Here is a 17,329-nt window from a genome sequence, read left to right as displayed (position 1 = left end):
GTCGGCTACGGGGCGCGGCGCAGGGCCTGCTCGAAGTGGGCCACATGCTCCGAGACCAGCCGCGAGGCCAGCTCAGCGTCCCCGTCGAGGATGGCGCGCAGCAGGGCAGAGTGCTCGGAAATGTGCTCGGCGATGGGCGGCATCTGGTCGATGACCAGGCACCAGATCCGGGTCACCAGGTTATCCAGGCGCACCAGGGTTTCCTCCAGGTGCTTGTTGGCCGCGGCCTTGTAGATGAGCCGGTGGATGTGCACATCGAGCAGCAGCAGCGAACGCTGGTCCAGCGTAGGGTCCAAGGCATCGATTTGCTGCAGGTAGCCGGCCAGCTCCTCGCGGATCAGCGGGTCCTTGTTGGCCGCCGCGTTGCGGGCGGCCAGCGGCTCGAGTACCTGGCGCATCTCGGAGATGTAGTTCAGCTCGTGGAAATCCACGGCCGTGGCGAAGGTGCCGCGACGCGGATAGGACACGACCAGGTGGTCGGTTTCCAAGCGCTTGAGTGCTTCGCGCATCGGGGTGCGCCCGACGCCGAGCTCCTCAGCCAGTTGCGGCTCGTGGATCGGATGGGTCGGCGCGATTTCCAGCAGCACCAGCCGGTCGCGAAGTGCGTTGTAGGCGCGATCGGCCATCGAGCCTTGCTCCGTGGCGGTGCTGGTCAATCCTGTGGGCCTTGGCATATCGCTCTCTTCATTGCTCAAAAATCATTTGCCGACACACAAAGAGTATCGCCCCGGCTCCGAATTGGGCGCTTTTCCCGCGCAAATGCGCCTAATACGCCGTGCCCCGCCGGTCGGCAACAGAGCTGAAAACCTGTTTGGAACCCTGCAGAAATACGGCAGGAAAAGTCATTGACGCTGTGCTGGGGCACACATAGTATTGTGATCAGCAACTGATATATCAGGGACTGTCCGAGGGATGCGGGCATGCCAGCATCCACTTTGAAGGACAGTGCAAGGCGCGGATACCCGGCAGGAAAACCCCTGGCCTGGCGGCCGGGATTCCGCGGGGCAACGCGGGCAAGCGGGCGCATTGCGCGACCGTATTCCTTTCATCTGAAAACCACACGAGCCATGGCGAAGCTATAGCCATCTCGGCGAAACCAAGGAGCGGCATGATGACCGAACCGAACAACAAATACGTCCTGACCCTCACCTGCGCCGAGCGCCCGGGCATCGTGCATGCGGTCACCGGTCTGCTGCTCAAGCACCACGGCGATATCCGGGAGCTGAAGCAGCATGATGACCAGCGTTCGGGAACGCTGTTCATGCGCATCGAGTTCGAAGTCGCCGAGTCGAAGGAAATTGCCGCGGAGGTCGCGGAGCTCGAAGCGAGCCTCGGCCAGCTTGCCGAAGAGCACGAGGCTACCTGGGGGCTGCGCCCGACGGGCCAGAAGAAGCGCGTGGTGGTGATGGTCTCCAAGTTCGGCCACTGCCTTCACGACTTGCTGTTCCGCGCCCGGATGGGGGAGCTGCCGGTGGAGATCGCGGCAGTTGTCTCCAACCACCCCGATCACCGCCAGCAGGTCGAGTGGAACGGGATCCCGTTCTTCCATATTCCGGTCACCGCGGAGACGAAGCCCGAGGCCGAGTCCAAGCTGATGGACCTGGTGGAGCGCTTCGAGGTGGATCTGGTGGTCCTCGCCCGCTACATGCAGGTGCTCTCCGATGACCTCAGCCGCAAGCTCACCGGACGGGCCATCAACATCCACCACTCGTTCCTGCCCTCCTTCAAGGGTGCCAAACCCTACCACCAGGCGTTCGAGCGCGGCGTGAAGACCGTGGGCGCCACCGCGCACTACGTGAATTCCGAGCTGGACGAGGGCCCGATCATCACCCAGCGGGTCCAGGAAGTGGACCACAGTTTCGAGCCCGAGCATCTGGTGGCCGCCGGCCGCGACACCGAGTGCAAGGCGTTGTCCGACGCGGTGCGCTGGCACTGCGAAGACCGTGTCTTCCTCAGCGGCTCGCGCACCGTCGTGCTGCGCTAGCGGCGGCAATTCCTGGAAGCCAGCCACGTTGCCATCGCGACGTGGCTGGCTTTCTGTGCCAGGGGGCTTCTTGTGGCCGGCAGGCCGGGGACTCAAGCTGACACGTTCTGCTGGTAGACGGCCAGGCCCAGCGACAGGACGGTCAAGGATTGGGCATCATTCAGATCCATGTCCAGCAGGGATTCGAGCAGTCCGAGCCGCTGGTAGAACACCGACCGGGAGAGCTGGCAACGGGTAGCCGCCTGGGATCGGTTGGTCGGTGAAGCCAAATAGGCCTTCAGGACCCTCAGGCATTCGGTGCGCCGGGCAGGATCCAAGGCCAGGATTGGCGCGAGCACCTGCTGCGGCAGGCGCTGCATTGCCGGTTCATGGCGCAGTTCATGGGCAAGCAGTGCCAGTGGATACTCCTCGGCCAGCACAACCGGCTGGTTTGCAGCCAGGGACAGTTCGCATCCGCCGATGGCTTGCCTGATGGAATCTGCCAGCAGGCCGAAGTCATTGACGGCCGCACCCAGATAGAGCGGTCCGTCAAAATATCCGGCCACCTCATCCAGGTGCAAGGTCTGGGGCCAGTCTGGCGGCAGTTTGCCGGGGATAGCGGAGAAGAAGCCGAAGAGCTTGGACGCGGGCGCATTCCGGGCACCGATCACCGGACGCAGATCCTTGCCGATAGTGCGCTCGATCTGCCTGGCTGCTGCTCTCAGGTCGGCGCACGAGGCCAGCGGGATCGCGAAACCACGCAGCTGCCGGTGGCGCACCGGGAACCCGGAGGCTTCGAATTTCCCGGCGAGCAGGTCCGAGTCCGCGTCCTTTCGCAGCATCAGGTCGTCAAGCAGTTCGCAGGCCGTATCGAAAGCCAACGAGGCAGGTTCCTGTTTGCGCAGGAGCTCGGTGCCCAGCGCAATGCCCGCCATTGTCAGTACATGCAGGGATCCTGCCGGATGAGTGGCAGTGTCCGGGGCGATCAAAGAACCGAAATGCCTGCCATGGATCTGCACCGGGATCACCTGGCGTCCAGCATTGCCTGTCACGTGCAAGCTGCGGGAACGGTCTTGCCAGTGCTCGAAGAAGTCCGCGGGCACCGGAACGGCGCTGGCATGGCGCAGCACGTTGTAGCCTGAATCCTCCAGCACCACCGTGGCATTCAGCAGCCTGGCGCAGTCCCGGAGTATGGTTTCGGCCGGAGCGCCGAGCTGCATCAGCGCGGTGAAATGGGCGGTGACCTCGCCGCCGGCCTCGATGCGCCGGGTCTGGGAGGAGAAGAGCAGCTGGTGCAGTGCCTCGGTGATCTCCACAAAAGCCACTGGTTCGTGCAATGCCACCAGCGGGAAGCAATGCTCCTTGCAGGACTGGATGAGCGCCGCCGGAACTGCGGGGCAATGGTTGCCGAGCTCTAGCAGCAGGCCGGCGGATTCCAGCTCGACCAATTCGGCCACGTACTTCTCGAAGCAGGTTTCTGGACCCCACCCGATGCCAGTGGTCAGCACTAGTTCCTGGCCGCGCAGGTAGGTCCTCGGATCCGAGTTCTCCAGCACGTGGACCCAACCAATGTGACGGTTCAATGACGACTGATCGGCAAAGACCTGCGGATTGCCGGCCAGTACTGCGGGCAGCTGGAGCAGCTGTTCCATAGTGGCAATCGACTGCTCCGGACAGTCTGTCCGGACATCGCGTGTTTTCCCGACAAGTGTCACTGTTGATCGGCCTCCAGCTATGCAAAACTGTCAATCACATGGATCTATAGTGATTCGCTTCACACAATACAGAGTGTTTGGCTTTTAGGGGGAATGCGTCGATGTTTGGACTTCCGGCGTTCACGACCATGGTCATCATCGGGGTTCCGGCCCTCTGGGTGATCTATACCGGAGTTTTCCTGTGGCTCAGCCGCGGCTGGAAGCATGAGGATGCGGAGGAGCAACGATGAGCATCGAGATCCTGTTCCTGGTCATCTACTTCGTCGCCATGGCAGGCATCGGTGTTTGGGCGATGAAGCGCGGAAAGCAGGATGCCGAGGGCTTCCTGCTGGGCGGACGCAGCCTCGGCCCGGGAGTCACCGCACTTCGCCTGCAAAGCTCCTCCATGTCCGGCTACATGTTCATGGGAGCTGGATCCATGGGCTACACCCAGGGCTATTTCAGCATGTGGTATGCGCTGGGTGACCTGGGCGGCGGCATCCTGAACCTTTCGGTCCTTGGCCGGCGCATGCGCAAGCTGTCCCAGATTCTTGGTTCCATCACATCCATCGAGTACCTGGAGCACCGCTACCCCTCGAAGTGGATCCGGCTCATTGCCGCTCCCGTGGCGTTGTTCTGCATGTTCTTCTACGTCCTCGCGCAGTTCATCGCCGGCGGCCGCGGACTGGAGATGGTCTCCGGAGTTTCCTTCCCGGTAGCCCTGGCCATCGCCATCGGCGTGATAGTCCTTTATACCTTCCTCGGCGGCTACCTGGCTGTGGCCTACACCGACTTCGTCCAGGCCATCATCATGGTGGTGGGCCTGGTCTGGATCCTGGTTGCCACGCTGATGGCAGTCGGCGGTTTCACCAAAGGCAACGAGGCAGTGGGCGAGATCAACCCGAACCTGCTGACCATGTGGGGAGCGGACCTGGGCTACCAGGGCCAATGGGGAGTCATCCTCGGGGCGCTGCTGGTCTTCTCGATTGGCTACATGGGTTGGCCGCACGTGGTGGTCAGCCATATGGCCATGAAGAAGCCGTCGGTAGCACGCACCGCAGGTGTCTACTCATTGATCTTCAACCTCCTGTTCATCCCCGGCCCTTACCTCGTGGGCATGTTCGCGCTGATTCTGCTGCCGAACCTGGCCAACCCTGAAACCGCAATTTTCGAGGTCGCCGATGCCGTGTTGCCGACCTTTGCCGTGGGCATTGTCATGGCTGCCATCATGGCAGCGATCATGTCCACCGCCGATGCGCTGCTGCTGCAAGCGGGAACCATTGCCAGCCAGGACATTTACGCCCGGTTCATCAACAGGAAGATGAACGATGCGCAGATGGTCTGGGTCTCCCGGATCACTGTATTGGCCCTGGCGATCATCGGCTATGCCATTGCCGCCTTTGACCCGCCCGCTGTCGCCGCCGTGGTCATCTTCTCCACCACCGTACTGGGCAGCGCTTTCGTTCCTTCCTACATCTGCGCAGTGTGGTGGAAGAAGGCCAATACCGTTGGGGCCATTTCTTCGATGATCGCCGGCACTTTGGCTTCGGTGCTCTGGCAGGTTTCCGGGGCCCCGGACGCTACGGGCATCGATCCGATGGTCACCGGCATTCTGGCATCCACCGCAGCGATGATTATTGGCAGCCTAGCCAGCCAGAAGTCGCATCCGGTGCCGGAACATATCGGACGGGCGCTGGATGAGACCGCGAAGATCGGGCCGATTCCGAAGAAGATGCTCATCGGCCAGGACGCCCTGCTGGCCAGCCAGGCTGAAATGGCGGGACGCCATGAGTGAACTTGTGCTGCGCACGCTGGTCGATGGCGAGGATGCGCAGCGCATCCTCGCCGCCAAGGCGCCGGGGCTGGCGGTCACGTCGGCCAAGCTGCGGCATCACCCCTTCGCGGGGTTCGTCTTCGAGGTTCCGCAACTGGCCGGGCGAATCGCGCAAGCGCATGCTTTGGTGGACTACTACTCGGGGAAGGCCTTTGTCACCGACCCGTGGCAAGTCCAGGACGCCCAAGCTGGCCAGCGAATGGACCTCGTGGCGGATCCGAAGTGGAACACCATCGATTTCGACACTGCTCGCGAGCGGGCCAAGGCTCTGCTGTCCACAGCGGCGCTGCGCCGTGCCCGACTGGCCTGGCGCGGTGGAATCCGCGAAAAGAGCAGTATCGCCAAGGTCTGGAAACCCAACTGGGTGATCGAAGCGAAGCTGGAAGGAAAGTCCTACCGCATCATGGTGGATGGACTGAACGGCGGATACTTCTTCATCGGAAGTTGAAACCGGAAACGGCGCGCATCGGCGTCGAGACCCAAGAATCCACCCCCACCCCATCACAGGAAGACACTGGAGATTCAATGAAGAATGATTCACAGCAGTTCCCCGTCCGGATGCTGAAAAAGGGCACCTGTATCGTTGCCGGCTCGGCACTGTTTCTCGGCTTGGGGCTGGTCCCGGCCAACGCCGTGGGCAACGGACCCGATTACAACGGAAACGAAACCATCAACACCTCGATTCTGCACACGCACGAATCGATGGCCGCCGAACTTCAAAAGCAGGATGCCAAGCAGCCAGCGATGGAACTTGAAGTCATCGGCCAATCGGTCAAGGGGCGCGATCTGTTCCTGGCCAAATACCTCTCCGACCCGGACAACCCGACGATCATGTTCCTCACCCAGCAGCACGGCAACGAGCAGCTGACCACCGAGGGAACTCTGGAAGTCATCAAGCACCTGGGCAGCGGCCGGATGAAGGGCGTGCTGGAGAACGTCAACATCCTGATTGTGCCGATGCTGAACCCGGATGGCGCCATGGGAGATGTGGATTTCCCGCTCGATGACTACATCGCTTCGGGTGACCGCCACCTGACTCGTTACAACGCGAATAACCAGGACATCAACCGGGACCACGTCGCCAAGACCCAACCTGAAATCCAGGCGCTGCACAACAACGTGCTCTCCACTTACGACATCGACTACATGATCGACCTGCACCACCAGGGCGCTCGCTCGGGGGTGGACGGCAAGCTGGTTTCCGGCTCGATCCTCTACCCGACAACTCCGGATGTCTCTGAAGAAGTCCGTGAAGGCTCCAAGCGGCTGGGCGCAGTGGTCTACCAGAATGTGGACCGGACCGGTTGGGGCCATTTGGGCAAGTACGTGGGAGGAACCGCGAACACCATTGCGCGCAATGGCATCGCGGCTGAATACGGCATTTCCACGCTGCTCTTCGAAATGCGCGGAATGAGCGACCACAGCAATCCGGATTATGTGCTGGGGCAGAAGTCGAATGGCTACCTGCGTCAGCAAACCATCCTGACCTTGGAAAGCACTATCAAGGCGGTAGCCGACGGTTCCGTGGAAACCATCGATACCTCGATGTGGGACAGCTTGCCCGAGCAGGAGCGTCTGCCAGGCGAAGCGGACGACGAGTAGCTGGAACGGCCAATGGCGGACCCTTGAAGGTCCGCCATTTGCCTGTCTGGAGCAGGTTATCTAGTTGTAGTTCGGCCGATTCCAGCTTCGAAGATCAGAACCGTTCCCCGCGAGCGGAACGGCTGGTTGGCTTGCCGCTTACAGCGGGCGGTAGAGCAGCGCGCCGACCACCGCGATGACCAGGATGACCAGCGTGGACAGCAGCGCCAGGACCAGCGAGCGGCCACCGGATTTCACGATCGACTTCAGGTGCACGCCCAGGCCCAGAGCGAACATGGCGGCGGCCAGCAACACGGTCTGTGCGGTAGAGGCCAGCTGCAGCAACGACTCGGGCATGATGCCGGTGGTGCGGATCAGCATGGCGACCAGGAACAGCGCCACGAACAGCGGGATGATCGGCGGGCGCTTGCCGCCTTCGATGTTGTGCTTGCGGCTCATGTAGAGAGTCAGGCCAGCCATGATCGGGGCGAGCATGACCACGCGTGCCAGCTTGACCGTCACGGCCACGCCCAGCGCGGTGGCGCCCACGGCGCCGCCGGCGGCGACCACCTGGGCCACCTCGTGGGTGGAAGCGCCGATCAGCACGCCGATGCTGGTTTCACCCAGGCCCAGCAGTGCGCCCAGCGCTGGGGTCAGCGGGATCATCAGGGTGCCGAAGAGCACCACCAGGCCGATGGCCGTAGCCACCTGGTCCTGCTTGGCGCGGGTTGCGCCCTCCGCACCAGCCACGGCAGCAGCACCGCAAATGGAGAAGCCGGCGGCGATCAGCAGGCGCTGCGGCAGCTCAATGCCCATGCGTCCACCGATCCACACGGTGGCCAGGAAGGTCACGCCCACACAGAGCACCACGATGGCCAGCACGCCCGGGCCCAGGGCCAGGATGGCGCCGAGCGAGAGCTGGAAGCCCAGCAGCACGATGCCTGCGCGCAGCAGCTTCTTCGCGGAGAACGCCACGCCCTGCGCGAAGACTGCGGGCACCGGCGCCAAGTTGCGCCATAGCGCGCCGAGCAGGATGGCAATCAGCAGCGCGCTCATCCCGGGGATGAGCTTCGCCGCGGCCAGTGCCACGCCGCCCATCACCAGGCACAGGAAGATGCCGGGCATGAATCCGCCTACACGCGTCGACAGTGACGGCTTGGGCTCGCCGGAAGTCGGGGTTTGGGTTCGCTGTGAATGTTCAGGGGCCATGCTTTTGACTCTTCCATGACTGGCCAGTGAGCAGTGAGGCCCTCTTGGCTATCACTGTCATATCACATTCATATGGCCCGAGGCTTGTCGTATGGGCATCCGGGCTTAGTGCACCGAGTCCCGTCGAATCGTTGCTGCGTAGTCGTCCAGAATGCGCAGGATGTGATCATGCTGCCAGACGCGCTTTTTGCGCAATCCTGACTTCTCTTTCAGGACCCCGCGGTCGTTCAACGTTGCAAAGGCTCGGTGCGCGACGGCATCTGTGACACCCAAGGATGTTTTCACATAGTTGGAGCTGATCACGGGTTGCGCTATGAGCAGGGGGAGCAACTTGAACGCCGTCGAATTCGACCGAAGCCCCTGCAAGCGGTTGCGTGATTCTTCCAGCTCATCAGCGAGGGCATGCAGCAGCGCTTGACCCGTAGCAGCGGCATAGATCGAGACATCGATGAAGATCTTAACGATTGCATGGGCGTTGCCTTGCCGGTAGGCAGTCAGCGCGTCGAAACAGCCAGGGATATCCCTCAGGATTCTCGCGGAGATCGGTGCGGTCGAATGGATGGTCACCTTGCGATGACGGAGCATTGCGTGGGCGGGGGCGCGCCCCGTTCTGCCGTTCCCGTCCACAAACGGATGGGTGCTCTCGAATTGGGCGTGTGCGACAGCTACCTGGATGAGAGTGGGGAGGTCATCGCGGTGGATCAACGCTTCAAGGTCAGCCAAGGCAGAGGGATCAGTTCATGCTGGGTCGCAACATGGTTCGCTCCGCGAGGTCCGGCGAAAATTTTGTAGCCGATCCATACGAGTTCTTGCCTGAACTTCCCAGCCTCATCGGCAACGTTGTCCTAGGTCCGTGCTTGCTCAGTCAGCAGCGAATTAGACGCTAGGAAATAACGACGGGTTGGTCGCAGATGAACAGGAAACACAATACAAGTAGCATTCGGCTAAAGAACCGTTTGTCCCTCAGTGAGCACAACCTTCGATCTCGAGATCTTCATGACAAGAGCGCATTTAGATGGATATAGCTCTTTAGAAGCCGTTGCAAGGATAGCCTGTTAGCTATTGTTATTGGAGCGAACGCGACGCTGATATTTCTGCTCATACATTAAAGCATCGGCCGCGGCAATACACTGATCAATGTTGGTACTACCTGGCTGAGCTGAATAGAATCCCATGGCTGCAGGAATCCTTGCTTCTTCCAAAGCCTCTTTGAATACTGAGAAATAAGCCTCTGTCTGGGATGGGGCTACTCCGTTGGCCAAAATCATGAACTCATCACCCCCGTATCGAGCGACGCGGCAGGACTCAGTGCTTTTACCTCTCAGGATCTCACCAGTGCGCTGCAACAATAAATCTCCAGCTGCATGACCTTGGCTGTCATTGACCTGCTTAAGCCCATTGAGGTCTATCACTGCAACCGAGACAGAATCGCCAAAAGCGTCGAGGCGTTCTTGCGCATCATTGGTGATCTTATCCCAGCCGCGTCGGTTCAACAGACCAGTTAAAGCATCTGTTTGCGCCAAGGCATCGGATAGCTCGCTATTTCTCCGTTCTCGATCAGCTACTCTTGCTAGCTTCAATTGGGCAGATAGAAGTGAACTGATAAGAGCAACGAGATCTTCATCTATTATTTCTCCTTCAGTGAGCGGATCGGTGCGCACGCCGCATAGGACCCCAAACATCTCATCCCGATCATCATTGATGGTGTACCCGGCATAGGCGCCCACCTTGGCTGAAGATCGCATACGCGAATAGTCAGGGTCTAGCTGCGTATTCTCCACAACATGAGCAGCACCTCTGGCCATTCGACTGCATAAAGATTCCTCCCACTCAACACGCTGTCCAGTTTTGAGCAACTGACCCTGCTGCACGTGCAAATGGACCTGTTCTCCATCGATTACGCGAGAAACTGACCAATCCGTCAACGGAGTATGCCTTTTGAGGTAAGAAATAGCATGTTCGGCCGAATCGGTGAATATCTGAGCACCGTTAAACAACTGTGCATCTTTCGCAATGCGTGTCATCTTAGGCTCTAACCTCCGTGCAGCTCAGGCGATAATGCACTCAGAGCACAATTCGAAATTAAACAAACGTAAAATCCCCATGAGAACAGGAATCTTGTGCGAAACCGTTTCCTGATAAACAGGATAACAACCAGGTTCTGATTTGCTGAATGTTCTCTCTATATCCCACCAGAACCGTTTGGGTATTGGACGAATGATCGCGAGTTCATTGAGCCAAACATCGGCAAAGATTCAAAACTTTGGCATGTATCACTACCCCGTATTCGCTCTTAGCGGTCGCTACGGCACCCACTAGGATTTTCGTTCAGCATGGTCACACAGGAATTTACTACTCAACCGCAACCATTGTGGAAGCTCCCGGCACTGGAAAGAACAGTCGATCGATCGCTGGCAGCTCGGTGAAGTTAGGCAAGGGTGCAGTGAAGCAGTACGTATCGACTACATCGACCAACAGAGGCAAGGCTGCCAATCATGCCTTCAACAAATTGCGCGGCAAGGGATATAACTCCAACTTTGCCGTGAACAAGTCGACGACCGGTTCGAAGATGAACTGTTCGCAGTTGGTGTGGGCGGCTTACAAGACGGCGACGGGGATTGATCTGGACGGCAACGGCGGTTTGGGCGTTTATCCTTACAACATCAAGGATTCCTCAAAGACGGTGACGTACAAGACCCTCTAAGCGTACTGGAAAACTAGTATCTGGGCCGGCCTGAAATTGGGCCGGCCCAAACTCTGCACCAGAATGGAACATTCCATGATTCACACCCGTCGTATCATCACCGCAGCGGCAGTGGCGGCCACTGTTTTTACCCTGGTTAGCTGTTCACCAGCGGATCCCTCACCCCAAAAAACCGAGGCTCTAGGCGAGGCCACGTACGCACTGTGCTTCAGTGCTGCGAGCAGTGACATGGATGGGGAAAGCCAAGACGGAAAGGTTGTTCTGTTAAAGGATGATGGTGCTTTTACAGAGGTACAGACCTGGGGCATGGACATGTGCTCGATGGAGTGGACTGAGAAGGGGTTGTTCTTCAGTGATATGAAGACCGACTATCTGATTGATGGTGCCGGTTTGAAGAGTTTTGAGAATGCAAAAACTGATAGCCAATACGCCATGCTAGCCACAGCAGCGGATACTGCAGTGGGACTTTATAATCTGGGCTTCAGCGACGTGGGGTATACGACTCAGGTTGTGACCACTACCAGTTCCGGAACCTCTTTAGCCGAGGTTGAAGGTAGCTATTTTATTGCTGCTCAGTGCGAGGGGGAGGTCTTCGGAATTGGTTTGGCTACCGGCCCGTATTCGAAGACGGGGGATCCTGATACGGAGCCCATGGTTCTCAGCCAATTGACTGGCACGGAGGACGGCAAGGAAAAAGTTGTCGGCAGCAGTACACGGGCTAGAGAGGGCGCGGTACTCAATGATGCGCCATGCCATGATGGAAAAATCTACTACATCTCTGATGAGAGACGAGGTGGATTGGATGTTGCTGCTAAGGCCGTCTTATCGATATGGGACACCAAGACCGGTAAGTATGAGAGCAAGGCACTGATCTCAGATGAAGCGACTGAGCCTTTCATCAGTGAAGATGGTACGGGCCTTCCCCAGGTAACCCGCCAGTCGCTGAAGGACGGAAAGCTTGAATGGTACGGGGTTAAGGACTTGATCATGTCTACGGACATTCAGACGGGACGGACAGAACGCAAGTTTACGGTGGAAGCGTATAGCGATAATTCGGCTTCATCGAAGGCGATCTTCACTGATGCCGACGTTGTCATCATGGCGGATAACAATGATGGTTCTCCGTACAGGGTTTTGCGTTATGACCGGCACACCGGGGAAGAGGTGGGGCGGGCCGTGTTGGATGACGATCCCGCAAACCTCAGCAGTGGTTTCTTCTTTAGGGGATTTGCGGTGAAGCCGTGAGGATCTACTTTGTTCTCGTTTAGCCGATTGTTTTGGTTGTGGAATTTCATTTCTCTGGTTGTGATGACCCGGGCTGATGACGGCTGGTTCTTATCGAGTTAGATCGACTTTCTGTGTAGATGACCAGCTTTTTCGTGTGATATCGACCTTTACGCAGCGGCCGGGGATAGCCGTCTCGCGGCAGGCTACCCTTCAGGGGCGACGCAGGTTGGTAGGGAACGGAAAATTGGCTCGGAGTCATAACGCCAGGACTCTGAACAAACCTAGTGATCAAGAACTGGCCGATGGCGGTTCGAGAAGCGATCACTGAACCATATTCTGCCGATGGCCCAGCTGACGGCCGCCAGCGGCACGGCAAGGATCGCCCCGATAATTCCAGCGAGCACGGCCCCGGCGCTTAACGCGATCAGAATAACCAGAGGGTGGATATGGAGGGTTTTCCCCATCACCAGCGGTTGGAGAAGGTTGCCCTCTAGCTGATTCACAGCGAAGCTGACGCCAATGATGATCAGTGCTGCCGTTGGGCCATTGGCCACGAAAGCGACCAGAGCGGCAAGAAGTCCGGTGGTGGTGGCGCCGAGTATTGGGATGAAGGCACCGATGAAGACCACGACAGCCAGAGGAAGCGCCAGGGGTACCTGCAAAATCCATAAGGCAAGGCCGATCAGCACGGAGTCAACCAGAGCTACGATGGCTGTGCCACGTACGTATCCGCCTAGCACCTCTATACCGTGTATTCCGGCGAGCCGGGCTTTTGCCAATTGTGGCCCTTTGAGGGGTATCAAGCAGAATGCCCACAACTTCTTGCCGTCTTTGAGGAAGAAGAACAAGATGACTGCCATGAGGATGAAACCAGTGAAGACCTGCGTGGCAACGAAGATGCTGTCTACCGCGGTGTTCCCTGCCGCCTTGCTGGTAACGAAATCGCTCGCCGCGTTGCGGGCATCCTGGATCATGGAATCATCTACGGGCAATGGTCCCTGTGCGATCCAGGCGTACAAACGGTCAAATTTTTTCACCGCCTGATCCACAAGTTCCGCCCACTGAGCACGGATGGTTACGACGACCCCGGCGATGACAGCCGCGAAACCGGAGAGTACGAGAATGTAGGCCGTCCCGCTAGCCACCGTGTTAGGCCACCCCTTGCCACGCAACCAATTCACCAGCGGTGCGATGGCTGCTGCCAGAATTACGGCCAGCAAGAATGGGATGACAACCAAAGTGACCTTGTGCAACCCGTAGACCGCAACCACAACCAAGGCAAGCAGCCATAGTATCTGGCGGGAGCGTTCACCAGCCCAGCTGAGGCTGTCGGGCCAGCGCATGCCCTCGGCCGGGTTCCGTTCATTATTTATCGTCTTCACGCGGGTCTCTTTTCTTGGGCAAGCTGCAGAAGGCCTCGTCAATTGCATTCAACTGCCCACGGCCGGTGCAAGATCTATGTTTCTTCGGGCGGGTAGCAGTGGTGCATGCTCCGCAGTTCTTGCAGCGCCAGAGGGTGCGGGCGGCACTGGTTTCGCCGTCTTGACGAACTTGTTTTCGCGTCCACCACAGCGGGGTTGATGCACAATTGTTGACCCGAGCACAGGCTTTCAAAGCATCTGCTCGTGGCGGTGTTGCTAACAGGGAAGTGTTTCAGATGGATTCTATACATCTTTGGGCACTGGACTTGCGTTGGGTGAGCTGGCTGTCAGCATTAAACACTGAAGCATCCCGCGATGTCCGTGGGATGCTTCAGTGCGAATAGGCTGATTTTCAGTTATACACAAGACCAGCTTAACTCTCCGCACCGCAGGTCAGTCAGCAAGTTCAGGATCATCCAGGGAATCTTCAGCTTGCGATTTACCTACTGCACCGAGGTGCGTGTTGTACGAGGTTCGATGTTCTAGGTCGCTGCACACGTAACAGGGGATTTCAAAAGTGATGGCACTGTGTGCCCAGTACCTGAACCGGAACGTTCTCGCCCCGTCAGGTGTGCCATGGGCGATGAATTCCCCCACTGTCTGGCCTTGTGGTTCGGCCAGTACGTTTTCCAATGCCGGGTTTGGCAGAAAGACGTACCAGAAGCTCAGGTGGTCCTCGGGTTCATCGTAGATCGCGACCACTGCGGATCGTCCGTGGATGGAGACCAGTCCCATGACGTCATCGAGTCGTTCGTGGGGTTCTGCCAGGACGATGGGCATCCCTTCCCTTCAGCCGTAGGAGGCCAGATGGATGCGGGCTTGGCGGGAGCCAAGAATATGCTTGACGTGTTCAGCGGTGTGGGATCTTGGGCTGTGGATGGACATGGCGGGCCTCCGCTCCTGCGGCTCTTGCGGTATTTCCAGTTAGAGCCATGCCGTGATGCGTTGTCGTGGATGGTGCAGGTGCCAGGTTTGCCACGGGTACTATCGCGGAGTGTTCTTCCGACGGTACGCGCAATTCCCTCATATGGATACCCGACAGTTGAGTGTTGCTCTAAATGAAGAGCTAGTTCGCGGGTGATAGCCCAAAGAATGATCAGCTTATTCTGAAATTCCTTCGCGGAGAAGAATCGAGCAAGGCTCGTGCTGCTAGTTATTATCGGTCACGTTCGCGGAGTTCAGCCAGGCTGCGTCAACCATGTCGAGCAGCCGGCGCATGCTGTGCAGTTCGGGCTGGTTTTGCTGGTCCTGTGCTGAAAGTTATCGAAGGTAATGCTGGAGCGCCTCGAAGAGGAAGTAGCTGTCTTCTTCGCGGTCGATATCGAGCACAACTCGGTAGGGGATAAAGGTTTTCGCTGAGCTCATCCAATTCATCCTGAGATGCCCAACTGCCGACGTTGCGATGAAAGTCGGCAGTTGATTGAAACGGATGCTGCGTCCCAGGCAGCTTTCCGCGCTGATGGTGAGCTTTTCCTAACGCCTTTCACGAGAAGACGTCATTGAGAGGGGACTGGCAGGCAGAAGAGTCCGGTTCGAAGGCTACGAAGGGGGAGCGTCCTCGCTTCATGGGTGATGCCATCACGCTTTCTCGGCCTGGTTCTGGCCGCTGAGTTGTGACGGGTCCTGGTATCCGCAAACCTGGATAGAGGACCGAGGCCAACAACTAGCCCCAGACGGAGCCCGGTTCTGGCTCGCCAGCCGTCCCACGGGGGTATTGGCTGGCTGGCCAAGGGAATGAGCCAGAACCGGAGCTAAGGTGTTTACCTGCTAGTGCCCGCCGCGACGCGCTCGGCTCCAGATTGGTGTGCTGGCATCGGGTATCGAGCCGGTGAGGTGGTTCGCGACTGCATCGCGGGGCAGGCCGGGATCTTGTGGGCGACGGCGGTGTTCTTCCAGAATTTCACGCGGAACTCAGCAATGAGCTCGGTCGACAGGCGTTCGAAGAACTCTCCCATGGTGAGTCGATCGACGCAGGCCTTGGTGACTTTCAGTGCTGCTTGGGGGACGGTGACATGCATCATGTGCAGTTCCTCGGTCTGCGGATCGAGCATGGCCACCAGCACTGCGCGGCCATGGATCGATGCCATTCCCATGGCATCGTTGAGCGTTTCGGCCGGCTGGGTCATGACGATCGGCATTCCCTGCGCCCAGCCGTAGTCGGACAGGTGGGCTTTGCCTTCACGGGTGGCGAGAAAATCAGCGACTCTGACTGCGGTTCGGGTTCGTACGATTCGACCTGGCATTTTAGATACTTCCCTTTCTTGCACTGCTCATGAAAATAGCGATATTGACGTAAGGCTCCGCAGCGGGATGCGCTTTGGAAAGGTTCTTTCGTTTTGGTGCTGCCGCTCTTGGCGGGCGGCGGGTGCTGCAGGTCCTAGGCCATGCTCAAATCTGCATGGGATGCACCTGATTGACTTCCCGAACTGGCGGGTTCGAGACCTGACCCGGGGGTGGGGGTCTGCTTCGGTGCGGCGAAAGGCTGATCGAGCCAATCCGCGGGGAGTTCGGCCTCGGGTGCGTGCTCCGGTGCTGCGAGAAGGCTCTCCTTGCCCGCGACGGCGAACTGCAGATTCTTCACCTCGAAGCGGACACCGAGCGCTGTTTCCATCTGCGGCAGGAGGGTGTCGTTGACGTACTGCATCAACTCGGACACCTGGTCTTCGCTTTTTGCCGTGCATGCCAAGTTGATGACCAGCTGCTCTGGGGAGCCGGTAATGGTGCATATTGCTGAATGCACGGTATCCCGGCTCTGGCACTGTTCAGAGGCGAAGGTGGCGATCTTCTGGATTCGCGTGCTCCATGCGTTGCCTTGCTGCGGGGAGGTGTCTACGGGAACTGCTAAGGATTTTTTCATCTTTCACTCCGGTACTGATAGCTGTTTCGTAGTAGAATATCTTTAGACAGGCTAACTATTAGCTAGGTTACATGAATTTTTCGGTGTTGGGCAAGCTGGACCTCGCGGAAAAGGGCATTGGAAGCCCCGGGGGTTGCGGGCATGGCGTTCGTATCCGGCGGAAGGAGTTCTTCTCATGAGTAGCTATCAAGCCAGCGGGTATTGGTATGGCGAGGGCGGTTCGGTGCCCGAGGCAGTGGATTTGTTGAATCTGATGCGCAGGTACCGTGAGGCTGAGCGCAGGATGCGAGCTGCGACCCGCGGTTCGATGGGGATGAACGAGACCGATATGTCCGCGCTGCGATTCCTGCTCTCCGCGCACCGCAAAGGGGTGACTCCCCGCCAGCGGGATTTTGCTGAGGAACTGGGGATCTCCAATGCTTCGGTGTCGGTATTGATCGACCGGTTATGCCGCGATGGGTATGCCGAGCGTGTTGTGCATCCTGCGGATCGGCGGTCTGTGGGAATTGTGCCCACGGATTACAGCGATACGGAAGTTCGTGGAACGCTGCATCGGATGCATGAGCAGATGATGGATGCCGTAGGCACGCTCTCCGAGGACGAGCGGGTTGCGGCAGCCAAGTTCCTGGAGGCTATGATCCGCAGTGTCGAGATCGATGACGAGCCAAGCCGGCCGTCCGCGGGGAGGGGCGCGGTGAGGGAGAGCGCCCTGCCTTCGCGGTAGGCACAAGGCGCAGGGCATGTGATTCGCCCATGGTGCGCAGCGTGGCTGCCGGCTTGACTGCCAGCCTTGCCGCGGGGCGGTCCTGGCTGGTCGGCTAAGGCATTTATCGGGCGAG

18 protein-coding genes are annotated in these 17,329 nt (G+C 58.8%); 9 read left to right on the top strand and 9 right to left on the bottom strand.

Features of this window, described 5'->3' with window-relative positions; genetic code table 11:
* Positions 1–5: 5 nt before the first annotated feature.
* Entirely contained in the window at positions 6–674 is a 669-nt protein-coding gene (locus BKX98_RS09450) for a GntR family transcriptional regulator (RefSeq protein WP_073707039.1), read from the bottom strand.
* Here BKX98_RS09450 and BKX98_RS17125 point away from each other — a divergent pair.
* Positions 640–849, top strand: a complete 210-nt coding sequence (locus BKX98_RS17125; RefSeq protein ID WP_198934370.1) for a hypothetical protein — start codon at positions 640–642, stop codon at positions 847–849. The genes BKX98_RS09450 and BKX98_RS17125 overlap by 35 nt on opposite strands.
* A gap of 262 nt (positions 850–1,111) precedes the next feature.
* Entirely contained in the window at positions 1,112–1,984 is an 873-nt protein-coding gene (gene purU, locus BKX98_RS09445) for a formyltetrahydrofolate deformylase (RefSeq protein WP_038992954.1), read from the top strand.
* Between the two features lie 92 nt (positions 1,985–2,076).
* On the opposite strand, the gene BKX98_RS09440 is transcribed toward purU, so the two are convergent.
* Complete coding sequence (locus tag BKX98_RS09440) at positions 2,077–3,615, bottom strand: PucR family transcriptional regulator (protein ID WP_073707037.1); 1,539 nt, start codon at positions 3,613–3,615, stop codon at positions 2,077–2,079.
* A 164-nt stretch (positions 3,616–3,779) separates the two neighbouring features.
* Here BKX98_RS09440 and BKX98_RS17335 point away from each other — a divergent pair, with 164 nt between their 5' ends.
* From BKX98_RS17335 to BKX98_RS09425, 4 genes are all read left to right on the top strand, one after another.
* Entirely contained in the window at positions 3,780–3,908 is a 129-nt protein-coding gene (locus tag BKX98_RS17335; protein WP_255209574.1) for a hypothetical protein, read from the top strand.
* Complete coding sequence (locus tag BKX98_RS09435) at positions 3,905–5,452, top strand: sodium/proline symporter (RefSeq protein WP_073707036.1); 1,548 nt, start codon at positions 3,905–3,907, stop codon at positions 5,450–5,452. Before BKX98_RS17335 ends, BKX98_RS09435 begins: the two co-directional genes overlap by 4 nt.
* Entirely contained in the window at positions 5,445–5,939 is a 495-nt protein-coding gene (locus tag BKX98_RS09430) for a hypothetical protein (RefSeq protein WP_073707035.1), read from the top strand. The genes BKX98_RS09435 and BKX98_RS09430 overlap by 8 nt, the downstream gene beginning before the upstream one ends.
* Before the next feature lie 77 nt (positions 5,940–6,016).
* Positions 6,017–7,093, top strand: coding sequence for a M14 family zinc carboxypeptidase (locus BKX98_RS09425; protein ID WP_233125329.1), 1,077 nt, complete (start codon positions 6,017–6,019; stop codon positions 7,091–7,093).
* Between the two features lie 138 nt (positions 7,094–7,231).
* On the opposite strand, the gene BKX98_RS09420 is transcribed toward BKX98_RS09425, so the two are convergent.
* The 3 genes from BKX98_RS09420 to BKX98_RS09410 all read right to left on the bottom strand — a co-directional run bounded on the left by BKX98_RS09420 (position 7,232) and on the right by BKX98_RS09410 (position 10,305).
* Positions 7,232–8,281, bottom strand: coding sequence for a YeiH family protein (locus tag BKX98_RS09420; protein ID WP_073707034.1), 1,050 nt, complete (start codon positions 8,279–8,281; stop codon positions 7,232–7,234).
* Positions 8,282–8,386: 105 nt separating this feature from the next.
* Complete coding sequence (locus tag BKX98_RS17330; RefSeq protein WP_073707033.1) at positions 8,387–9,004, bottom strand: Fic family protein; 618 nt, start codon at positions 9,002–9,004, stop codon at positions 8,387–8,389.
* A gap of 332 nt (positions 9,005–9,336) precedes the next feature.
* Entirely contained in the window at positions 9,337–10,305 is a 969-nt protein-coding gene (locus BKX98_RS09410) for a GGDEF domain-containing protein (protein WP_083586727.1), read from the bottom strand.
* A gap of 239 nt (positions 10,306–10,544) precedes the next feature.
* Between BKX98_RS09410 and BKX98_RS09405 the strand changes: the two genes are divergently transcribed.
* Both BKX98_RS09405 and BKX98_RS09400 read left to right on the top strand, forming a co-directional pair.
* A complete protein-coding gene (locus tag BKX98_RS09405) occupies positions 10,545–10,985 on the top strand; it encodes a YiiX/YebB-like N1pC/P60 family cysteine hydrolase (RefSeq protein WP_073707031.1) in 441 nt (146 codons plus the stop codon).
* 75 nt (positions 10,986–11,060) lie between these two features.
* Complete coding sequence (locus BKX98_RS09400) at positions 11,061–12,230, top strand: hypothetical protein (RefSeq protein WP_073707030.1); 1,170 nt, start codon at positions 11,061–11,063, stop codon at positions 12,228–12,230.
* A 263-nt stretch (positions 12,231–12,493) separates the two neighbouring features.
* On the opposite strand, the gene BKX98_RS09395 is transcribed toward BKX98_RS09400, so the two are convergent.
* The 4 genes from BKX98_RS09395 to BKX98_RS09380 all read right to left on the bottom strand — a co-directional run bounded on the left by BKX98_RS09395 (position 12,494) and on the right by BKX98_RS09380 (position 16,490).
* Positions 12,494–13,594, bottom strand: coding sequence for an AI-2E family transporter (locus BKX98_RS09395; RefSeq protein ID WP_233125327.1), 1,101 nt, complete (start codon positions 13,592–13,594; stop codon positions 12,494–12,496).
* A gap of 432 nt (positions 13,595–14,026) precedes the next feature.
* On the bottom strand, positions 14,027–14,413 hold the full coding sequence (locus BKX98_RS09390; RefSeq protein WP_073707028.1) for a hypothetical protein: 387 nt from the start codon (positions 14,411–14,413) through the stop codon (positions 14,027–14,029).
* A 980-nt stretch (positions 14,414–15,393) separates the two neighbouring features.
* Entirely contained in the window at positions 15,394–15,876 is a 483-nt protein-coding gene (locus BKX98_RS09385) for a hypothetical protein (RefSeq protein ID WP_073707027.1), read from the bottom strand.
* 134 nt (positions 15,877–16,010) lie between these two features.
* Entirely contained in the window at positions 16,011–16,490 is a 480-nt protein-coding gene (locus BKX98_RS09380) for a hypothetical protein (protein WP_073707026.1), read from the bottom strand.
* A 175-nt stretch (positions 16,491–16,665) separates the two neighbouring features.
* Between BKX98_RS09380 and BKX98_RS09375 the strand changes: the two genes are divergently transcribed.
* On the top strand, positions 16,666–17,214 hold the full coding sequence (locus BKX98_RS09375) for a MarR family winged helix-turn-helix transcriptional regulator (RefSeq protein ID WP_073707025.1): 549 nt from the start codon (positions 16,666–16,668) through the stop codon (positions 17,212–17,214).
* Positions 17,215–17,329 lie beyond the last annotated feature (115 nt).

Origin of the sequence: Glutamicibacter sp. 0426, assembly GCF_001906485.1 — a bacterium.
In the GTDB taxonomy this organism is placed as follows: domain Bacteria; phylum Actinomycetota; class Actinomycetes; order Actinomycetales; family Micrococcaceae; genus Glutamicibacter; species Glutamicibacter nicotianae.
This window is presented reverse-complemented; position numbering and strand designations above follow the sequence as displayed.